Source organism: Paenibacillus sp. QJM3NY_38 (assembly GCF_056173265.1).
The window spans coordinates 6,596,330-6,615,000 of sequence record NZ_CM149665.1; the positions used below are offsets into that span (position 1 = coordinate 6,596,330).

Below are 18,671 nucleotides of genomic sequence, written 5' to 3' on the forward strand. Positions count from 1 at the left end.
CAACGTAAAGGTTAATTGGAAACTTTACGCGGGATGAGAAGGATTTGTTTCAAATTTGAAGGATTGGGGGCGAATCAGCATTATTTTTTGCTGATTATTAACGAATAAAAACCGTGTCCGCTTCGCTGCCGGATCGTTCTTACGATCGCTGTTAAAACCAGGAAACTGGCATTGAAATCAAAAGTGGTTTCCCGGTTTTAAAGGCGAACGCTTTCGCTTCTTCAGAACGATTCCGTCCTCTCCGCTAGGTTGATACATGAGGATCTGTTCTCCTAATTCGCTAATCACCCCTATGCCTAATTAATTTACCGATTTAAACAGCCTCAGTCATTTCATTTACATAACTTCTGAGCATCCAAGTTTCTGCCCCATACAAAACCTTCATCTTCCATTAGCCTTAAAATTAAAACCCCCGCTGGGTTTCATTCCAGCGGGGGTTGAAGTTACATTATTCAGTTTCGACTGATGCGGCAGTGACGCTTTCGTTCTTGTTCACCACAAGCTCGCCATTAGCCTCATCAATTACGAGAGAGTCACCCTTGGCCACAGTCCCTTTCAGCAGCTCCTCGGAGAGGCGATCCTCGATGTGCTTCTGGATAGCCCGGCGCAGCGGGCGGGCACCGAAGGCCGGATCGTATCCTTCCTTCGCAATGAAGGCCTTCGCTTTGTCTGTGAGCTCGAAATGCACCTCGAATTCCTTCAGACGCTTGCGCAGCTCGTCGGACATCAATGTCACGATTTCAGCAATGTGTTTCTCTTCCAAAGAGTGGAATACGATGATCTCGTCAATCCGGTTCAAGAACTCCGGACGGAAGCTCTTCTTGAGCTCATCCATCACTTTGCCTTTCATGTTGTTATAATCGCGACCTGCATCCGTCACCGCAGTAAATCCAAGCGTTGAATTTTTCTTAATCGCTTCCGCTCCCACGTTGGAGGTCAGGATGATCAGGGTGTTCCGGAAGTCCACCACGCGGCCCTTGGAATCGGTCAAGCGTCCGTCTTCCAGCACTTGAAGCAGGATGTTGAATACCTCAGGATGCGCCTTCTCGATTTCATCGAGCAGGACAACGGAATACGGCTTGCGGCGTACTTTCTCGGTCAGCTGACCGCCTTCCTCGTAACCTACATATCCCGGAGGCGCTCCGACGAGACGTGACGTGGAATGCTTCTCCATGTACTCGGACATATCGATTCGCACAACCGCATTCTCATCTCCGAACATCGCTTCAGCAAGTGCGCGTGCCAGCTCAGTTTTACCTACCCCTGTAGGACCCAGGAAGATGAAGGAGCCCATTGGACGCTTCGGATCTTTCAAGCCTGCGCGTGCCCGGCGAACCGCACGGCTGACCGCTTTGACCGCTTCCTCTTGACCGATCACGCGGCTGTGGAGGATTTCTTCCAGATTCAGAAGACGCTCGGTCTCTTCTTCTTTCAGTTTATTTACAGGAATACCAGTCCAGTTGGCGACAACGTCGGCGATATCCTCCGGCGTTACCTCGGAATCGGTACGTCCTTGTTTTTCTTTCCATTGATTCTTCGTGATTTCTAGTTCTTCGCGGAGCTTCTGCTCCGTATCGCGCAGCGCTGCAGCCTTCTCGAATTCCTGGCTTTGGACAGCTGCGTCTTTCTCTTTGCGGATGTCCTCCAGATGTGCTTCCTGATCTTTTAGATTAGGCGGTATGGTATACGTATGAAGGCGAACTTTTGAACCAGCCTCGTCAATCAGATCAATCGCTTTATCCGGCAGGAAGCGGTCCGTAATGTAGCGGTCTGACAATTTCACAGCCTGCTCGATCGCTTCATCCGTAATTTTCACGCGGTGATGCGCTTCATAACGGTCACGCAGTCCATACAGAATCTGAATGGCTTCCTCAGGCGACGGTTGGTCCACCGTGATCGGTTGGAAACGGCGCTCGAGGGCAGCATCTTTTTCAATATATTTGCGGTATTCGTCCAGTGTGGTTGCTCCGATGCACTGAAGTTCTCCGCGTGCCAATGATGGCTTAAGGATGTTGGAAGCGTCAATCGCACCTTCTGCACCGCCTGCACCGATCAAGGTATGCAGCTCATCGATGAACAGAACGATGTTGCCCGCTTGACGAATCTCATCCATGATTTTTTTCAGACGATCCTCAAACTCGCCGCGGTATTTCGTACCGGCAACAACTGAGCCCATATCCAGCGTCATGACGCGTTTGTCACGCAGTGTCTCCGGAATTTCATTGTTAATGATGCGTTGTGCCAGACCTTCCGCAATCGCCGTCTTACCTACCCCTGGTTCACCAATCAATACCGGGTTGTTCTTCGTACGGCGGCTTAGTACCTGAATTACGCGCTCAATTTCTTTGCTGCGTCCAATGACCGGATCCAGGTTGCCTTCTTTGGCAATGGCGGTCAAATCGCGAGCGAGACTGTCCAGTGTAGGCGTGCTTACGTTTTGCGGCGTGCCATGATGGCTCGATACCGCTTCGCTGCTGCCAAGCAGCTGCAGTACTTGCTGGCGAGCTTTGTTCAGGCTAATGCCCAGGTTGTTCAGCACGCGTGCTGCAACCCCTTCACCTTCACGAATCAGCCCCAGCAGAATATGCTCCGTACCTACGTAGGTATGACCAAGCTTACGAGCTTCGTCCATGGAGAGCTCAATTACCTTTTTCGCTCTTGGCGTATAGGCAATGTTGGTAGGCTGCTCCTGTCCGCGTCCGATTAATGTTTCGACTTCATCCTGAATTTTCTCAAGACCAAGTCCAAGTCCGATCAGCGCTTTGGCTGCAATGCCGTCTCCTTCACGAATAAGTCCTAGCAGGATATGTTCTGTGCCGATATTGTTGTGCCCCAGACGTACCGCTTCTTCCTGAGCCAATGCAAGCACCTTTTGTGCACGTTCCGTAAATCTGCCAAACATCATAGTATTGCACCTCCACGTTTCAATTAATATATTGAACCTCGCGGATTTCGGTGTATCGTCAGCAATGGGACGCTTAAACCGTCATCCAACTGTAAAACGAGTATAGATCCTTAATGGTTACCCAATGTTTCTCTGATGAGCTTAGCCCTGTACATGTCGCGTTCGGAAGGAGTCATGCCCTCTCCATAGGTCTTCTGCAAAAAGCCCGGCTGCGTCTTCACATTCAGTTCATTCATGACCGGGATTTCCGGACCTTCCAGAAGGCCGAGATCCACACCAAGCCGAACATCGGACAACCGCTGGGCCGCTTCCTTCGAATCCATCACCGCTGCATAGGACAGTATGCCATAGGAGCGCATAACCCGATCCGTAATCCGGAGCTTGGATTCACCCAAGAGCCGGTCTCTGGCATTCTTCTCATGCTCGATGATCTGCAGGGCGACGCTGTGAAGATTCTCAATGATCTCCGACTCGGTTTGACCGAGCGTAATCTGATTCGAGATTTGAAACAGGTTGCCTAATGCTTCGCTGCCTTCGCCGTAAATCCCTCTTACAGTCAAACCTACCTGCGATACAGCCGAGAGAATCCGGTTAATCTGCTGTGTCATAACAAGAGCAGGCAGATGCATCATGACCGATGCGCGAAGGCCGGTTCCGACATTAGTCGGACAGCTGGTAAGATAACCTCGCTTATCATCAAATGCATAATCGATCTCGGATTCAAAAACATCATCCAGCGCCGTCGCACGTGCCCATGCCTCACGAACCTGGAATCCGGGATATAAACACTGTATGCGCAGGTGATCCTCTTCATTGATCATAATGCTGACGGATTCATCTTCCGTAAGGATGACTGCACCGTTTCGGGATTCATTCGCCAGATTGGGACTGATCAGATGCTTCTCAACAAGAACCTTCTTATCCAGCTCATCAATCTCACTTAATTTAATTACATGTAAATCCCCGAAATCCTGCAAATCGTCCTTATTCTTCAGCACATTCGTCAGGCGCTCTAGCACTTCTCCTGACTGCTGATCCGTTGCCAGCAGCGGGAAAGGAAGATGCTGCAGATTGCGCGCCACCCTGACACGGGTGCTGATGACAATGTCGGAATCCTGACCGTTTCCGCGCATCCACTCGCTCAGCGCCGAATCGGTAAACCGGAGATTAGACATCACGCATTCCTCCTACTAAAGTGCAAAATCTTACAATCTTATCCCTGAGTTATATTCCGCTCCAGCTCACGGATTTGGTCCCGGATCTCGGCAGCCGATTCAAACTCCTCCTGCACGATCCGAATTTGAAGCTCCTTCTTAAGCTCATCGATTTGACGTTTGATCTGAATCCGGCCACCCGTACGCTTCGGCACTTTACCGACATGGGATGTTCCCCCATGGACTCGCTTAAACAATGGATCCAATCGATCCGAAAAATATTTATAACACGAGCTGCAGCCGAACCGGCCAAGCTTGCTGAACTGGGAATACGTCATACCGCATTCTTCGCACTGCAGCGTCTGGGCCATTTTTGCGCCGGGGCTCTGGCCCTTGCCTGAAGGATCCAGATCCAGAAGACCTGACAACAAACTGTGTATAGAAAAACCATTCGACGTACCGGGGATCAATTCCCCTTTTTCGCGGGCACAGGTTTCACAAAAATGAAACTCCGTTTTCTCCCCGTTCACAATTTTGGTGAAATGAAGTGTCGCCGGCCGTTTACCGCATTCTTGGCATATCATAATCCGATGCCCCCTTACACAGACTCACTTACCTAATAAAGAAATAAGCATCGCCTTCATAATCCTTGCACGCAGCTCATCCCGATAAGGAAGCTTCACATTCAGGCACTCCCTTGAAATGGCGGCCCGCATCAGGCTGGCCTCCCGCTTCGTTAAAAAACGGGACTCCTCCAGCTGGTAAATCAATCCTTCAGCCACCGTCTGGTCAATCATGCTGCCAATGGTATGATGAAGATGCTGCTGGAGTGCAGTATGCTGGGGAAGCTCGATACGTTGGATGCGTATGTACCCGCCCCCGCCGCGCTTGCTCTCGACAAGAAAGCCCTTCTCCAGCGTAAACCGTGTACTGATCACGTAGTTAATCTGGGAAGGAACGCAAGAAAATTGCTCCGCCAGATCGTTGCGTTGAATTTCAACGGTACCCTCCGGACTTTCCTGCAGTATGCTCTTCAGGTATTGTTCGATAATATCAGAGATATTACGCATTGGTCTGTTCATCCTCCACTGTTTGAAACGTTAAGACGGATAGTGATCTTACACGTCCGCACAGAGCCTTGCTTATACGTTAATTTTAACCATAATCAAAACCAGCGAACCCTCTCGTTGACTTTGACTTTCTTTGACTTTGATCTCATTATAGCACATTTTTTCATTTTGCCAAGAGGTACTTCTCAATTTATCGCGCTTTGCCTTTATTCTTATTGTACCCAGTTCTTTGATCGCTTATAGCCTCTTCTTCAAGAACAATTCATACAAAGGGCAACAAAAAAGAAGCAGCCCCCATACCGGTGAAAACCGGTTACAAGACCACTTCTCCATATCATAATCCTATATCGTATCAAGCTTTAAGCGTCATAACTGATCAAGTAGTGCTGCAGCTCCGTATTGTAATAACCGATGCTGTATTCAATGATGCTGCCTGTCCCGTCATAAGAGGTTCTGAGCCGCTTCAGTAACGGAGAGCCTACACTTACTTCAAGCAAAGAGGCAGTCTCTTCATTTGCCACGGTTGCCAGGAAACGGTCGCGGAAATTCTCAAGCGTAATTTGACTTTCCTCGATGCGGTCATAGAGAGACGGCAGTTCGGTGGAACCGAACTCTTCACCCATATCCACTTGGGATGACACGTAGTGAGTGTAGTAAATAAAAGGACTCCCGTCCAGTAAATACAATCGTTCAATAAGCAGGCACCGCCCCCCGAATTTTAAGAACAGTTCGCTATCCGGCTCATTAAGCACCCATTCCGTCTTCAGGTGACGCTTCCGAATCTGGTGTCCTTCTTCGACCAGAATCTCGGTAAACAGCTTGCCTTTGGAAAGCTTGGAGAAGGAAGTATTCCGGGTCACAATCGTTCCTACCCCGCTCCGCTTCTCTACATACCCTTCCTGATACAACTCTTGGATCGCATTGCGGACCGTCATTTTACTAACGTTAAATTCCTGCTCCAGCTGCGGCTCGGAAGGAATATGGGAGCCGAGTGGATATTCCCCATGCAGAATCCGATCTTTTATGATCTTCTTGATTTGCAAGTATAACGGACCGTTCTTCCGCGTGATCGACATGCTTCTCCTACCTTTCCACATCAGACATATGATGACTCATTGCCTGAAGCACTTCGCGTTCGTTCGCCGTCGGCGTATCCCCTGTTACGGTATGGGCAAGCATCGCCGCAGCTGCGGCAAAATCAACCGTCCGATTCGGTTCATAACCCTCCGAGATCCCGTGGATCACCCCGCTGGCGTAAGCATCACCCGCGCCGATACGATCGTGAACGGAAAACGTCAACGTTTTGGAAAAATGAAACGCTCCATCCGTGTAGAGATAGCCTTGCAGAGAATGGGTGTTATCCCCGTTGATCTTGCGGTGGGTACCCGACGCAACCGTAATATTATACTTCGCTGCCACCTTCGGAATCAACTCCTGCAGCTGTTCGTTGCGATCCTCCCGGGTCGTCTCCATGCCAAGGACATAGATAGCATCCTTCTCATTCATAAAGACGATATCCGCCAATGTCAGCATTTCCTCATAGTGCGGCTTGGCAAACCCATAGCGGTCTGTCCCCCATAAAGAGGGACGATAATTGCAATCGAACACAACGGTTCCCCCGTTAGCCTTAACTTCACGAGCCAGTGTCTTCATTTGGCCTCGTACCGTGTCATTCATGGAAAGAGTTATACCGCAAAAATGGACCATGTCTATCTTTTGGGCAATCGCACCGAAATCGTACATGGCATCCTCTGCCGTGTTAAAGCTGCTGCCCAGCCGGTCCGTATAGGTCACGCGTCCGGGTCTGACACCAAAGCCATTCTCCAAAAAGTACATGCCAACATATTTGCCTCCGCGGCTTATGAGGGAAGTATCGATGCCAAGCTTGCGCAAGTAGGAAACCGCCGCTTCGCCAAGCGGGTTATCCGGCAGCGTGCTGACCAGATAACCGTTATGACCGAACCTTGCCACAGCCGAGGCGATGTTTACCCCCGTGCCGGAAAAGGAGTAATTCAAATGGCTCTCTTGAGCCAAGGAAGCATATCCCGGTACTTGAAGACGCATCATCACTTCGCCATATGCGGCAATCGTCTTAGGCATATTGATCAACCAGCGCCTTTAGCTTGCGATGCAGCTCTTGAACATCGCTAATGATTGTATCTCCGCTTGCCGAGTCGATAATCGAGGAGTACACGTGCGGGATGACCTGCTGCACTCCCGCTTCGAATGCGATGCGCACGATGGCTTCAAAATTCTCTTTATCAATCCCGCCTGTTGGTTCAAGCGCGAATCCTTCCTCCGCACACGCCTTCGCTACCGCACGGTACTCATCTTCCAGCTTCAAGCCCTGCATCGGAAAGTACTTCAGTGCGTTACCGCCCATATCGCGCACCAGCGCGATGGCCGCTTTTACAGGTACGATGGCTTTGTCCGATCCGGCAGCGCTCACCGGTCCGGTTGAGATATTCACGTAGCCCACTTGACCCGAAGGGGACACGAGGCTGTTGATCCAGCTTTCTTTGCCATCCAGATTGGCACGTGTAGCACCGACTGCCGGGAACACCTGATTGATATGCGTACCCGGATAGCTCTTCACGATCTCGGCAACCACCGCAGCTTGGCGGTTATCGCCGGCACCCAATCCGATCGATACCGCATCTTCGATAACGGCGCCGTACTCCTTCATCGCAATAACGGCCTCTTGTGCGTTCGGGTAATTTTTGGACAATACGCCGACCAGCACATGCCCTTCCGAAGCTTCAAAAATTTCCTTCGCGTTCTGAATGCTGCCTGCAAGTACGTTCAATGCCGCGCGATTTCTGTAAAGACGTTTCTCCATATTTGCCATCTTAGTTTCCCCCTGCAATCTGCTGTATTCTCGTTATAATGACTTGCAAATCATCCCCGGAAAGCGAGCGAGGATCAATATCAAAATACCCCTGGCGAACGCCGTAATCCCTGGTGTATACAGCAATATCGCCTTCGCGAAGCTGATCGTTCATGGACTTGGCACTGACCCCGGCCGCATTTTCATCGACTTTCACGCGCCCCCTATAGATCGCCCTTCCCGCTTCGTCCTGAACAATGCTTACCTCAATGCCCGGCAATTTCGATAAGGATTTCATTTCCTCCAGTGCCGCTTTCTCCTGCTCACTCTTATCTTCCTTCACCATATACTCATCCAGCGCCTGAAGCAGTCCAAACGTCGTTTCCTTGCCAACCTTCATGCTGCGCCCAATACCATGCAGCTGCGCTTTTACCCACTCGACGTATTGACGTTTGCCGCCGACAATGCCGGAGGTCGGGCCTTCAATCGCCTTGGATCCGCTGTATATGGCCAGGTCCCCGTATTTCACATACTTCTGGATATCCTCTTCGGCAGCAGCATCGATAATCAGCGGAAGTCCATGTGCCTGGGCCACTTCTGCCGCTTCTTCCACCGAAATCATATTTTTCTGTACGCAGTGATGGGATTTCACATACAAAATGGCGGCTGTATGCTCATTAATCGCTTCTGCGATATGCTCCTTGCGCCCTTCGTTGGCATACCCAACTTCAACGACCTTGCCGCCCCCGAGATAAACCATCGTTTCAACAGGTGCACCATACTGCACATTATGTCCCTTAAACATGATGATCTCGTTCTTCGCGATCGGCTCCTGGTGCAGTCGGTCACTTCGCCTGCGATTACCTTCGGTGACGATTCCAGCCACGGAAAGCGCGATTCCGCTGGAAGCGGAATTGACAACGACCGCAGCCTCGGAACCAAGGATGCGCGCCATGTAATCGCCCGCCTTATCTACCAGATCCGCGATTTCCACGTAACTCTGCCCGCCGATCCGCATCGCTTCCATGACGGTATCCGTCGGCGCCGATACACCAAGAATACTCATGCGCCCGCTGGCATTAACCACGCGTTTCAACCCGTATTTAGCATGTAATGAATGATCCATTGACTACCACTCCTCTGGCTTCGATATATCGATCAGCGATTCGGGTCTCCCCTTCGGAATCCGTTAAACTCATAGCGCCCTGCTGCAGGGCAAACAGCGTCAGGTGAGCGGCATCGCCGGCCTGAATTCGGCCAAGCTCCGGACGGCGCAACCATCCTGCTGCATGGTCCGTTACCGCTGAGACCACCTCCTGCAGGCTGTACCCCAAATACAGGAACTTCGTCATGACATTAGCCAGGCTGTAGACCGGGCCATGGATGCGATTCCCGCGATAAATATCGGTGCTGATCGTGTCCGGCTTAATCCCTTGGGCCTTGGCATACTCTGCCACCAAGAACGAGAAGCTTGCCGTTCCATGGCCCACGTCCAGATGAACGCCGCGAGCTATCGCTTCCACCAGGGCAGGGATCGGCTTCCCGTCCGAATCAAATAAATTGTTGGCTTTGCCGTTCAAATAATGAGTAATAATGTCGTCTTTCTGAAGCAGCTCCAATACTTCCTCAATCGGAGGTGGCCCTGACCCGATATGTACCATTAGCGGCAGTGACGTTTTCTCCGACAATTTTCTTGCGAGTCGAAGCGGTTCTACCCCATTGTCCCTGACGACGCTTTTGCTGATTCTGGCCTTGAGTCCAATGACCAGATCCGGATACGTGTTTACCGCCTTTGTTGCCTTCTCGGCATCGATCCATTCCAGACTGGACAACTCGTCGACCCGCTGCAGACCGATATGCGAAATATTCAGAAAAGCAAACACATTCGTCTTGGACCTTGCAACCTCGGCTGCCAGTTCTCCAATCGTATCCGCGCCGCAGCTTCCTGCGTCGATTATGGTGGCAACCCCTTGCTTAACGCCGATCTCGTCGATGGCATCTCCGTAAGGCTCCAGCTTGGCGACCGCATGGACATGCATATCGATCCAGCCGCTGGACACATATAGACCCGTACCATCAAAACTGTTGGCACCCTGTGCCGTGTTCGCATCCGTTATTTCGGTTATGAACCCGTTCTCCATGACAATGTCAAAAGGTTCATCATCATGGACCGTCTTTACATTGCGTATAATAAAACGCTGTTCCAATATCTTCATAGCTTCACTCCTTCAGCCTTGCCGGACCAGCCTTGGATCCTCTTATCCCGTCGGTTTACATTGTGTAAGTTGAGTGTCGTGGTTATAGCATAGCACAGAACGAGCGCTACGTGAATATAACGTTATAATGTTTAATCGCATTTCTGTATTTATCCCCTTTTCACAGGATCTAATGGAGGGTTCCACTCTTGCTCAGGAAGGCTATGGGTAAGGTTCTAGTTCTGTCTTGCCCCTGTTATCTCCTTCCATACGCAAAAAAACTGCCCTCGATAGGCAGTCTCTTTGTTCGTCATAGTCCAGACCTTGTTCATTCGTTTTCCTGATTTCCAAGTATCTTTTTTTGGTTACACCTCAACCTTCCGGTCGATGAGGTAGACCGTTGCATACACGATCAACGCGGCCAATATCACTTCAAAAGCAAGCGCCCCCCATGCTAATGTATATGGCACGGTCGATACCGTAACGTCTGCTTTCTCGAAAAATGAAATGCTAGCCATAGGACCGGCCCACGCTGCATCTTCTCCGAAAAGCATTTGGCTAAGCCAGCCAAGTACGTATTGCAACACGAAAAACACCAAAATGCCGATCCATGTACTGCCCTTCTTCGAAATGCTCCTGGACACAGTAATTGCAAAAAATATCGCAATCATCAAATAGATGAACTTCCATACCATCAGCAGGGCAAGCCCGATATAATACGAAACGGGAACATCAGTGAAATTGATGTATTCCCAAATGTCCGCTGCGTTCAAGTAGTACCATAAATGCAGAGCCATCAATATCCCAAGTGCCAGCAAGCTTACACATGCCAGTAAAAGTGATGAAACAACATTCCACACGGAATGTACGGGGAGTAAACGCCGGTGATATGCCTTTATGTTATAGCCGAAGTTCTTGCCAGTGACCACAAGAAGCAATACACTCACGGAGCCATAAGCCAGCATGCTTAGACCCAACATTATTCCAAGCTCCCAATCTCTTATCGAGCCTGCTACCGTGATCGCAATCTGAACGATGAGAAGGATCGCAAAGGCGCCGAGCAGCGTTGTCGAATTTCTCTTCCAGTCGTATTTGAATAGTTTCATCATTCCGCATACACCTCTTTAAACATCTCATCCACACTTTTTCCGTGTTTTAGGCGGATGTTCTCAACTTCGTCATGCATAACGACTTCGCCGCCCTGAATAAAGATCACTTCATCAAATATCCGCTCAATATCCCGGACCAAATGGGTTGAAATGATAATGCTGCTGTCTTCGTTGTAGAACTCCACAATCGCATCCAAAATTTTGCCCCGGGCTACCGGATCCACTCCGCCAATCGGCTCATCCAGCATATATAGCTGCGCTTCACGGGACAGAGCCAGTGATAACTGCAGGCGCTCATTCATTCCTTTGGATAAGGAACTGATGCGGTCATGGGTCTTTAAATTCATGAATTCCAGCATATTGCGTGCCTTCTCCATATTAAAGTCCTCATAAAAATCTTTGAAATATGCCACCGCATCCGATACCTTCATCCAGGATTCCGTCACGGGCCGATCCGGCATAAAGGAAACGACGGCTTTGGTTTCCAGGCCGACCGGTTTGCCATTCACGTATGCGCCGCCCGTTGTGGGCTGGATCAACCCAGCGGCTATTTTCATAAGCGTACTCTTTCCGCTGCCGTTGGTGCCAAGCAAACCAATGATTTTTCCACCGTTAATATCCAGATTAACATCATGTAATGCTCTGCGGCCGCCGGCATACGTTTTGGTCACGTTCTTTACCTGTAACAGATTTTCCACTATGGTCTCACCTCCGCTTTTTGGATCATGGCTGCTTCACAGCATCTTCCACGATCGTAATGATATCCTGATCTTTAAAGCCGAGCTCCTGCATGCCGCGTATAAACCGTTCCAGCAGATCGCCGGCCATTTCTTTTTTGATTTCCATGATTTTCGATTCCTCGCTTGTTACGTATCGGCCCAATCCCCGCCGCGTCTCCACAATACCCTCACGCTCCAATTCCTGAAAAGTTCGCTGCACCGTGTTTGGATTTATTTGAAGCTCACTCGCTAATTCTCGAACCGATGGGATTTTATCACCGGGCTGCAGTTTGCCGATGATGATTTCTTTCTTTAAATACGTCATGATCTGTAAATAGATCGGCAGATTATTGTCGAATTCTATACTCACTGTCGGGTTGCTCCTTTCCGCCGCTCTACCTCGAACTCAGGTCCCTTATGCGACATCCCGTTTTTTAAACGTAACAAAGCCTATCGCAAGAAACAAGAGGAGATATGCAGCGAGCATCATCATTGAGAATGTTAAACTCATGCCTGGAATCGGAGAGCTTGTGCCTCCGCTGTATATGGAAAGGTCCACGTTCAGGAACAGCAGGTATTTAGACCAGGAGTAACGCGCAAGCAGCTGTACCACCATACTTTCCATAATGACCATAAACATGCCGATGCCGATTGCAGGACCGGTAGATCTCGTTAGAATGCCTACCATAAAGGTTAGCGTTACATAAACGATCGTATACACCAGGTTGTTCACCGCTCCAATGAACACATCGCCAAGCGTAACGGAGCCGACATCCATGCCGAACGTAATTTGACCTGTCAGCACGGCTACAGCAAACATGAAGGCCACCAGTGTTAAGATGTAAATCAATACGGCCACATATTTCGATGCCAAAATTTTGGTGCGGCTCTGTGCACGTATAAGCAGCAATTTGATTGTTCCCATACTGTGTTCCTTCGCTACGGCTCCTGCCGTCACGACAATGGCAAGCAGGGTCAGCACTTGCCCCATTCCCTTGGTTGTTACAGCTATCTCGGCAAATTCATAACCGGTACTGCTCCCACCGGAAAACTTATAGAGCAAGAACGCCGTGAAGACCACCATTCCGGCCAAAAGCGCATATGGCAGGAAGAAGCTGCGTTTCTTAAACATTTTGAGCCATTCATTCCAGACGAGATTTCCAAAGCTACGCAATGCGGTTGCCTCCTGTCCATTTTAAGAATTCTTCTTCAAGTGACGATTTGATCTCTTCTACCCGGTAAATCCGTACCCGTGCATCACACAGTGACTGGATCAGCGAAGGAATATCTTCTTCCTGAAGTTGAAGGGTAATGATTCCCTCCTCCAGTTGGGTGCTCCGCAATGTGATGTTTTGCAAATGTCTAATCGTTTGTTCAGCCATGGTCGCGTCATTCACGCGGAAGCTTACTGTAGTAAATTCTTCATTAACGACTGTCCCCCCGATAGAACGCTCGGTTACGAATTTCCCCTCCTGGATAACGACCACACGGCTGCACATCAGTTCCATCTCCGACAGCAGGTGGCTGGATACGAGAATCGCAATTCCCTCATCTTTGGCGATTTGCTTCAAGTAATCCCGCATCTCGCGGATACCGGCAGGATCCAGACCGTTCGTCGGCTCGTCAAGAATGAGGATGGATGGATTATGCAGCAAGGCCTGCGCTATTCCAAGCCGTTGGCGCATTCCCAGGGAATAAGCGCGCACCTTCTTGTGGATGGCATCCTGGAGCCCAACAAGCTTAACCACCTCCATAATTCTCGTGATGGTCACTCCCTCAGACATCCGCTGATACTGTCTCAGGTTGTCATAACCGCTCATGTACGGATAGAATTCCGGATTCTCGATGATGCCCCCGATATGCCGGACGGCTTGAACGAAGTCCTTCTTGATGCTGTGCCCTTTTACCTGTACATCGCCATGGGTCATCTCGATTAACCCTACAATCATCCGAATGGTTGTTGTTTTGCCCGCGCCGTTCGGTCCAAGCAAACCAACGATTTCACCGCGATGAATATCAAAGGATAGCCCATCGACGATGTTCTTCTTGCCAATCGTTTTGGTGACCTGATTGACGGTAAGCACGACGGGCCCTTTCTTGGCATCTTTCCTATTGGTGGAGGCCGTTCCACTGATTCCATCAACCCATTCCCCTGAGGCATTCTCTATATTCGTTGTCCTTTTATTTGAATCGTTTCCGCTCATGTATTAGTTACACTCCTTTTTGTATCGGTGTTATAGTTAAATAGTACACTAGTGTTTTGGTTCTGTAAAGCCTAATTTTTTGTTTCATATTTCGTATTGACATCCATGGGTTGGAAAATTATACTTAACCCATACATATAACCAAAAGGTTATATTTTGAAGGGATGGGGGATTCCAATCATGAGTGATATGTACCGCGCCATTTCCGATCCCATCCGAAGGAAAATCCTAAATATGGTCGCTCATCGAGAGCTCCCTCAGTTGGAGATCGTGAAGGCATTCCATATCTCACAGCCCGCCGTAAAGAAGCATCTTGCCATCTTGCTCGAAGAGGAGCTGTTACTAGAACGAAGAGAAGGCAAGTATTGCTACTACCGATTGAATACCCCGAATTTTCAGCGAGGGTATGCGGAGCTTCAACAAGAGCTTGGCTCTATTCTGGAAAATAAGTTAAGCAGACTTAAACAATATCTTGAGGAGGAATCATAAGAATGGACTCTATTTTCAACCATGCTAAGCGAGAAATTGTCATCCGTACAACACCCGAGCGTGTATGGAAAGCATTGACCGATCCACAAGAACGCAATCGATGGGAAACTCGCCATTGTGAGATCGACCTGAAGGTCGGCGGTCACATCGCCCTTGATTACGGCTGGGGCGTATCCTACACCGGTACGATTGAGGAGCTTACCCCTTACCGCAAACTCACGCTCAAGGGAGAAGACCAGGAGCTTACCATTTGGACCATTGAACCACATACAGAAGGCACCTTGGTCCGCATCGAGTATACAGGATTATGGTCTAATGAGCGGGAGTATATGATGATGGATAACATGGCCTTTGGTACATACCGATTCATGCGGAATATGAAGAGCGTGCTGGAGACTGACCAAGATATCCGCTCCACCTTCTGGTCCAGCTGGATCGGTATGAATCATTATACATACCGTAATGACGGCATAGAGGGCGTCAAAGTCGTTGAAGTGATTGCCCACACACCTGCAGACGGTGTCTTGGAGGAAGGCGATATCATTACGAGTGCTGCCGGTCAGGTCATTCGCCGTTACGATGAGCTGGAAGATAAGGTCACCTCGATGAAGCCTGGCGAGCAGGTTGTCATCGGTTTTATCCGACATGGCAACCCTAGCAGCGCTACACTTACGGTGCTTCCTTATGGACAGAGGAACGTGGTTGAAGCATAAGTTATGAAGTGTACTAAGTAAGGAAGTACATAGGGGCGGCAACTATCCTAGAACGGATCGTCACCGACTTCAGAGGGAACACAGAGCGTGCATGAGGTATATGAGGATACAAGCTGTTTGCTGGCAAGCGAGGGCAATTTCATCGGTCATGATTTTATTGTTAGTTCAAATAGATATCAAAAAGGCGATCCTGCCGGGATCGTCTTTTTGATTTTTGAATCTGTTGTTTGGAGAATGTAGCAACATCCAATCAGTACAACTTCATAGCCAGTACCCGTCTTAGTAACTCACCAAATGTGTAGAAGCGTACTCAGCGCTGATCAATGGGGAACAGCCCCAAGTTATCTGCATATAGGAAAAGACCGCTATCGATTGCTCAATAACGGTCTTTATGGTTGTTCGCTTGGCGACGTCCTACTCTCCCGGGACCCTTCGGTCCAAGTACCATCGGCGCTGGAAGGCTTAACGGTCGTGTTCGGTATGGGAACGCGTGGAACCCTTCCGCCATCGCCACCAAACGGTTCAGATGCTTGATCACCTGAAAACTAGATACGAAACGAAATTTGCGTTGATTAGAATCCGTAGCATTACCCGATGTGGTATCGGGGTCCCCGGAAAGTATTCGGCGTTGCTTCAAAGCTTCGCTTCACTTTTTGGGGTAATTTTGGATAAGCCCTCGACCGATTAGTATTGGTCAGCTCCATGCATTGCTGCACTTCCACCTCCAACCTATCTACCTCGTCGTCTTCAAGGGGTCTTACTAATTGGGAAATCTCATCTTGAGGGGGGCTTCACGCTTAGATGCTTTCAGCGCTTATCCCGTCCGTACGTAGCTACCCAGCCATGCTCCTGGCGGAACAACTGGTGCACCAGCGGTACGTCCATCCCGGTCCTCTCGTACTAAGGACAGCTCCTCTCAAATTTCCTACGCCCACGACAGATAGGGACCGAACTGTCTCACGACGTTCTGAACCCAGCTCGCGTACCGCTTTAATGGGCGAACAGCCCAACCCTTGGGACCTACTTCAGCCCCAGGATGCGATGAGCCGACATCGAGGTGCCAAACCTCCCCGTCGATGTGGACTCTTGGGGGAGATAAGCCTGTTATCCCCAGGGTAGCTTTTATCCGTTGAGCGATGGCCCTTCCATGCGGTACCACCGGATCACTAAGCCCGACTTTCGTCCCTGCTCGACTTGTAGGTCTCGCAGTCAAGCTCCCTTATGCCTTTGCACTCTTCGAATGATTTCCAACCATTCTGAGGGAACCTTGGGGCGCCTCCGTTACTCTTTAGGAGGCGACCGCCCCAGTCAAACTGCCCGCCTGACACTGTCCCCGTACCGGATTACGGTACCAGGTTAGAACCTAGATACGATCAGGGTGGTATCCCAACGTCGCCTCCACACAAGCTGGCGCTCATGCTTCAAAGGCTCCCACCTATCCTGTACAGATCGTACCCAAATCCAATATCAAGCTGCAGTAAAGCTCCATGGGGTCTTTCCGTCTTGTCGCGGGTAACCTGCATCTTCACAGGTATTAAAATTTCACCGGATCTCTCGTTGAGACAGCGCCCAAGTCGTTACGCCATTCGTGCGGGTCAGAATTTACCTGACAAGGAATTTCGCTACCTTAGGACCGTTATAGTTACGGCCGCCGTTTACTGGGGCTTCGGTTCACAGCTTCGGATTGCTCCTAACCGCTCCCCTTAACCTTCCAGCACCGGGCAGGCGTCAGCCCGTATACTTCGCCTTACGGCTTCGCACAGACCTGTGTTTTTGCTAAACAGTCGCTTGGGCCTTTTCACTGCGGCCCCCTCGGGCTATTCACCCTACCGAGGCACCCCTTCTCCCGAAGTTACGGGGTCATTTTGCCGAGTTCCTTAACGAGAGTTCTTCCGCGCGCCTTAGAATTCTCTTCTCGCCTACCTGTGTCGGTTTGCGGTACGGGCACCTTCACCTGACTAGAGGCTTTTCTTGGCAGTGTGAGATCATGACCTTCGCTACTATAATTTTCACTCCCCATCACAGCCCAGCCTTATCGATGTGCGGATTTGCCTACACATCAGCCTCACTGCTTGGACGGACATCCATCAGTCCGCGTCACTACCCTCCTGCGTCACCCCATCGTTCATAACGGTTTACGGTGGTACAGGAATTTCAACCTGTTGTCCTTCGATTACGCCTTTCGGCCTCACCTTAGGTCCCGACTTACCCTGAGCGGACGAGCCTTCCTCAGGAAACCTTGGGCTTTCGGCGGATCAGATTCTCACTGATCTTTTCGTTACTCATACCGGCATTCTCACTTGTATGCTGTCCAGCGCTCCTTACGGTACACCTTCAACCTGCATACAACGCTCCCCTACCCCTGATACATACGTATCAAGCCATAGCTTCGGTGGTGTGTTTAGCCCCGTTACATTTTCGGCGCAGAGTCACTCGACCAGTGAGCTATTACGCACTCTTTAAATGGTGGCTGCTTCTAAGCCAACATCCTGGTTGTCTGTGCAACTCCACATCCTTTCCCACTTAACACACACTTGGGGACCTTAGCTGATGGTCTGGGCTGTTTCCCTTTTGACAATGGATCTTAGCACTCACTGTCTGACTCCCGGATATAAGTCTATGGCATTCGGAGTTTGACTGAGCTTGGTAACCCTTGCGGGCCCCGCACCCAATCAGTGCTCTACCTCCACGACTCTCAATTCCGAGGCTAGCCCTAAAGCTATTTCGGGGAGAACCAGCTATCTCCGAGTTCGATTGGAATTTCTCCGCTACCCCCACCTCATCCCCGCATTTTTCAACATACGTGGGTTCGGGCCTCCAGTGCGTGTTACCGCACCTTCACCCTGGACAGGGGTAGATCACACGGTTTCGGGTCTACGCCCACATACTCAGTCGCCCTATTCAGACTCGCTTTCGCTGCGGCTACGGCTTCTCGCCTTAACCTTGCATGGGAACGTAACTCGCCGGTTCATTCTACAAAAGGCACGCCATCGCCCATAAATAGGGCTCTGACTTCTTGTAAGCACACGGTTTCAGGATCTATTTCACTCCCCTTCCGGGGTGCTTTTCACCTTTCCCTCACGGTACTGTTTCACTATCGGTCGCTAGGGAGTATTTAGCCTTAGCAGATGGTCCTGCTGGATTCATACGGGGTTTCACGTGCCCCGCACTACTCGGGATCCGTCTCGGAGGGAATATACTTTCGGCTACAGGGCTTTTACCTCTTATAGCGGGCCTTTCCAGACCTCTTCGCCTAATAAATTCCTTTGTAACTCCATGTGAGACG

The 18,671-nt window shown here is 50.0% G+C and carries 16 protein-coding genes and 2 rRNA genes (1 of these 18 cut by a window edge); 2 read left to right on the plus strand and 16 right to left on the minus strand.

Translation table 11 applies throughout. The features are described 5' to 3' along the window. Positions 1 to 448: 448 nt before the first annotated feature. The 14 genes from clpC to AC0VZ8_RS30860 all read right to left on the minus strand — a co-directional run bounded on the left by clpC (position 449) and on the right by AC0VZ8_RS30860 (position 14,183). Positions 449 to 2,905: an ATP-dependent protease ATP-binding subunit ClpC gene (gene clpC, locus AC0VZ8_RS30795; RefSeq protein WP_071221039.1), complete on the minus strand. Its 2,457-nt coding sequence runs from the start codon at positions 2,903 to 2,905 to the stop codon at positions 449 to 451. Between the two features lie 110 nt (positions 2,906 to 3,015). Next, a complete protein-coding gene (locus AC0VZ8_RS30800; protein WP_475485320.1) occupies positions 3,016 to 4,080 on the minus strand; it encodes a protein arginine kinase in 1,065 nt (354 codons plus the stop codon). A gap of 38 nt (positions 4,081 to 4,118) precedes the next feature. Further along, entirely contained in the window at positions 4,119 to 4,643 is a 525-nt protein-coding gene (locus AC0VZ8_RS30805) for a UvrB/UvrC motif-containing protein (RefSeq protein WP_475485321.1), read from the minus strand. A 24-nt stretch (positions 4,644 to 4,667) separates the two neighbouring features. Then, on the minus strand, positions 4,668 to 5,129 hold the full coding sequence (locus AC0VZ8_RS30810) for a CtsR family transcriptional regulator (protein WP_071221042.1): 462 nt from the start codon (positions 5,127 to 5,129) through the stop codon (positions 4,668 to 4,670). Positions 5,130 to 5,488: 359 nt separating this feature from the next. Continuing rightward, complete coding sequence (locus AC0VZ8_RS30815; RefSeq protein WP_475485322.1) at positions 5,489 to 6,205, minus strand: GntR family transcriptional regulator; 717 nt, start codon at positions 6,203 to 6,205, stop codon at positions 5,489 to 5,491. 7 nt (positions 6,206 to 6,212) lie between these two features. Further along, positions 6,213 to 7,229: a sugar kinase gene (locus tag AC0VZ8_RS30820; protein WP_475485323.1), complete on the minus strand. Its 1,017-nt coding sequence runs from the start codon at positions 7,227 to 7,229 to the stop codon at positions 6,213 to 6,215. Beyond that, complete coding sequence (gene dagF, locus AC0VZ8_RS30825; protein ID WP_113061169.1) at positions 7,222 to 7,977, minus strand: 2-dehydro-3-deoxy-phosphogluconate aldolase; 756 nt, start codon at positions 7,975 to 7,977, stop codon at positions 7,222 to 7,224. Before dagF ends, AC0VZ8_RS30820 begins: the two co-directional genes overlap by 8 nt. A 1-nt stretch (position 7,978) precedes the next feature. After that, positions 7,979 to 9,082: a DgaE family pyridoxal phosphate-dependent ammonia lyase gene (locus AC0VZ8_RS30830; RefSeq protein ID WP_475485324.1), complete on the minus strand. Its 1,104-nt coding sequence runs from the start codon at positions 9,080 to 9,082 to the stop codon at positions 7,979 to 7,981. Beyond that, positions 9,060 to 10,163: an amidohydrolase/deacetylase family metallohydrolase gene (locus AC0VZ8_RS30835; protein WP_475487788.1), complete on the minus strand. Its 1,104-nt coding sequence runs from the start codon at positions 10,161 to 10,163 to the stop codon at positions 9,060 to 9,062. Before AC0VZ8_RS30835 ends, AC0VZ8_RS30830 begins: the two co-directional genes overlap by 23 nt. Positions 10,164 to 10,516: 353 nt before the next feature. Then, positions 10,517 to 11,260, minus strand: coding sequence for a hypothetical protein (locus AC0VZ8_RS30840; protein WP_475485325.1), 744 nt, complete (start codon positions 11,258 to 11,260; stop codon positions 10,517 to 10,519). Then, on the minus strand, positions 11,257 to 11,958 hold the full coding sequence (locus AC0VZ8_RS30845) for an ABC transporter ATP-binding protein (protein ID WP_216535495.1): 702 nt from the start codon (positions 11,956 to 11,958) through the stop codon (positions 11,257 to 11,259). Before AC0VZ8_RS30845 ends, AC0VZ8_RS30840 begins: the two co-directional genes overlap by 4 nt. Positions 11,959 to 11,983: 25 nt before the next feature. Then, complete coding sequence (locus AC0VZ8_RS30850) at positions 11,984 to 12,349, minus strand: GntR family transcriptional regulator (RefSeq protein WP_260069220.1); 366 nt, start codon at positions 12,347 to 12,349, stop codon at positions 11,984 to 11,986. A gap of 45 nt (positions 12,350 to 12,394) precedes the next feature. After that, positions 12,395 to 13,153 carry an ABC transporter permease gene (locus tag AC0VZ8_RS30855; RefSeq protein WP_475485326.1) on the minus strand — a complete coding sequence of 253 codons (759 nt, stop codon included), beginning with the start codon at positions 13,151 to 13,153 and terminating at the stop codon, positions 12,395 to 12,397. After that, complete coding sequence (locus AC0VZ8_RS30860; RefSeq protein WP_260069218.1) at positions 13,146 to 14,183, minus strand: ABC transporter ATP-binding protein; 1,038 nt, start codon at positions 14,181 to 14,183, stop codon at positions 13,146 to 13,148. The genes AC0VZ8_RS30855 and AC0VZ8_RS30860 overlap by 8 nt, the downstream gene beginning before the upstream one ends. Before the next feature lie 180 nt (positions 14,184 to 14,363). On the opposite strand from AC0VZ8_RS30860, the gene AC0VZ8_RS30865 reads away from it, so the two are divergent. Together AC0VZ8_RS30865 and AC0VZ8_RS30870 are read left to right on the plus strand one after the other, a co-directional pair. Continuing rightward, positions 14,364 to 14,672, plus strand: coding sequence for a metalloregulator ArsR/SmtB family transcription factor (locus AC0VZ8_RS30865; RefSeq protein ID WP_260069217.1), 309 nt, complete (start codon positions 14,364 to 14,366; stop codon positions 14,670 to 14,672). A 2-nt stretch (positions 14,673 to 14,674) separates the two neighbouring features. Then, on the plus strand, positions 14,675 to 15,385 hold the full coding sequence (locus AC0VZ8_RS30870; RefSeq protein ID WP_475485327.1) for an SRPBCC family protein: 711 nt from the start codon (positions 14,675 to 14,677) through the stop codon (positions 15,383 to 15,385). Positions 15,386 to 15,786: 401 nt separating this feature from the next. Here the strand turns inward: AC0VZ8_RS30870 and rrf are convergent. Continuing rightward, positions 15,787 to 15,903 (minus strand): 5S ribosomal RNA (gene rrf / locus AC0VZ8_RS30875). Between the two features lie 146 nt (positions 15,904 to 16,049). Then, a 23S ribosomal RNA gene (locus tag AC0VZ8_RS30880) occupies positions 16,050 to 18,671 on the minus strand; it runs 306 nt beyond the window's last position.

What these genes read in the sequence shown, in the direction of transcription:
- clpC (WP_071221039.1), bottom strand. Translation starts at nt 2,905, where the DNA reads ATGATGTTTGGCAGATTTACGGAACGTGCACAAAAGGTGCTTGCATTG.
- AC0VZ8_RS30800 (WP_475485320.1), bottom strand. Translation starts at nt 4,080, where the DNA reads ATGTCTAATCTCCGGTTTACCGATTCGGCGCTGAGCGAGTGGATGCGC.
- AC0VZ8_RS30805 (WP_475485321.1), bottom strand. Translation starts at nt 4,643, where the DNA reads ATGATATGCCAAGAATGCGGTAAACGGCCGGCGACACTTCATTTCACC.
- AC0VZ8_RS30810 (WP_071221042.1), bottom strand. Translation starts at nt 5,129, where the DNA reads ATGCGTAATATCTCTGATATTATCGAACAATACCTGAAGAGCATACTG.
- AC0VZ8_RS30815 (WP_475485322.1), bottom strand. Translation starts at nt 6,205, where the DNA reads ATGTCGATCACGCGGAAGAACGGTCCGTTATACTTGCAAATCAAGAAG.
- AC0VZ8_RS30820 (WP_475485323.1), bottom strand. Translation starts at nt 7,229, where the DNA reads ATGCCTAAGACGATTGCCGCATATGGCGAAGTGATGATGCGTCTTCAA.
- dagF (WP_113061169.1), bottom strand. Translation starts at nt 7,977, where the DNA reads ATGGCAAATATGGAGAAACGTCTTTACAGAAATCGCGCGGCATTGAAC.
- AC0VZ8_RS30830 (WP_475485324.1), bottom strand. Translation starts at nt 9,082, where the DNA reads ATGGATCATTCATTACATGCTAAATACGGGTTGAAACGCGTGGTTAAT.
- AC0VZ8_RS30840 (WP_475485325.1), bottom strand. Translation starts at nt 11,260, where the DNA reads ATGATGAAACTATTCAAATACGACTGGAAGAGAAATTCGACAACGCTG.
- AC0VZ8_RS30860 (WP_260069218.1), bottom strand. Translation starts at nt 14,183, where the DNA reads ATGAGCGGAAACGATTCAAATAAAAGGACAACGAATATAGAGAATGCC.
- AC0VZ8_RS30865 (WP_260069217.1), top strand. Translation starts at nt 14,364, where the DNA reads ATGAGTGATATGTACCGCGCCATTTCCGATCCCATCCGAAGGAAAATC.
- AC0VZ8_RS30870 (WP_475485327.1), top strand. Translation starts at nt 14,675, where the DNA reads ATGGACTCTATTTTCAACCATGCTAAGCGAGAAATTGTCATCCGTACA.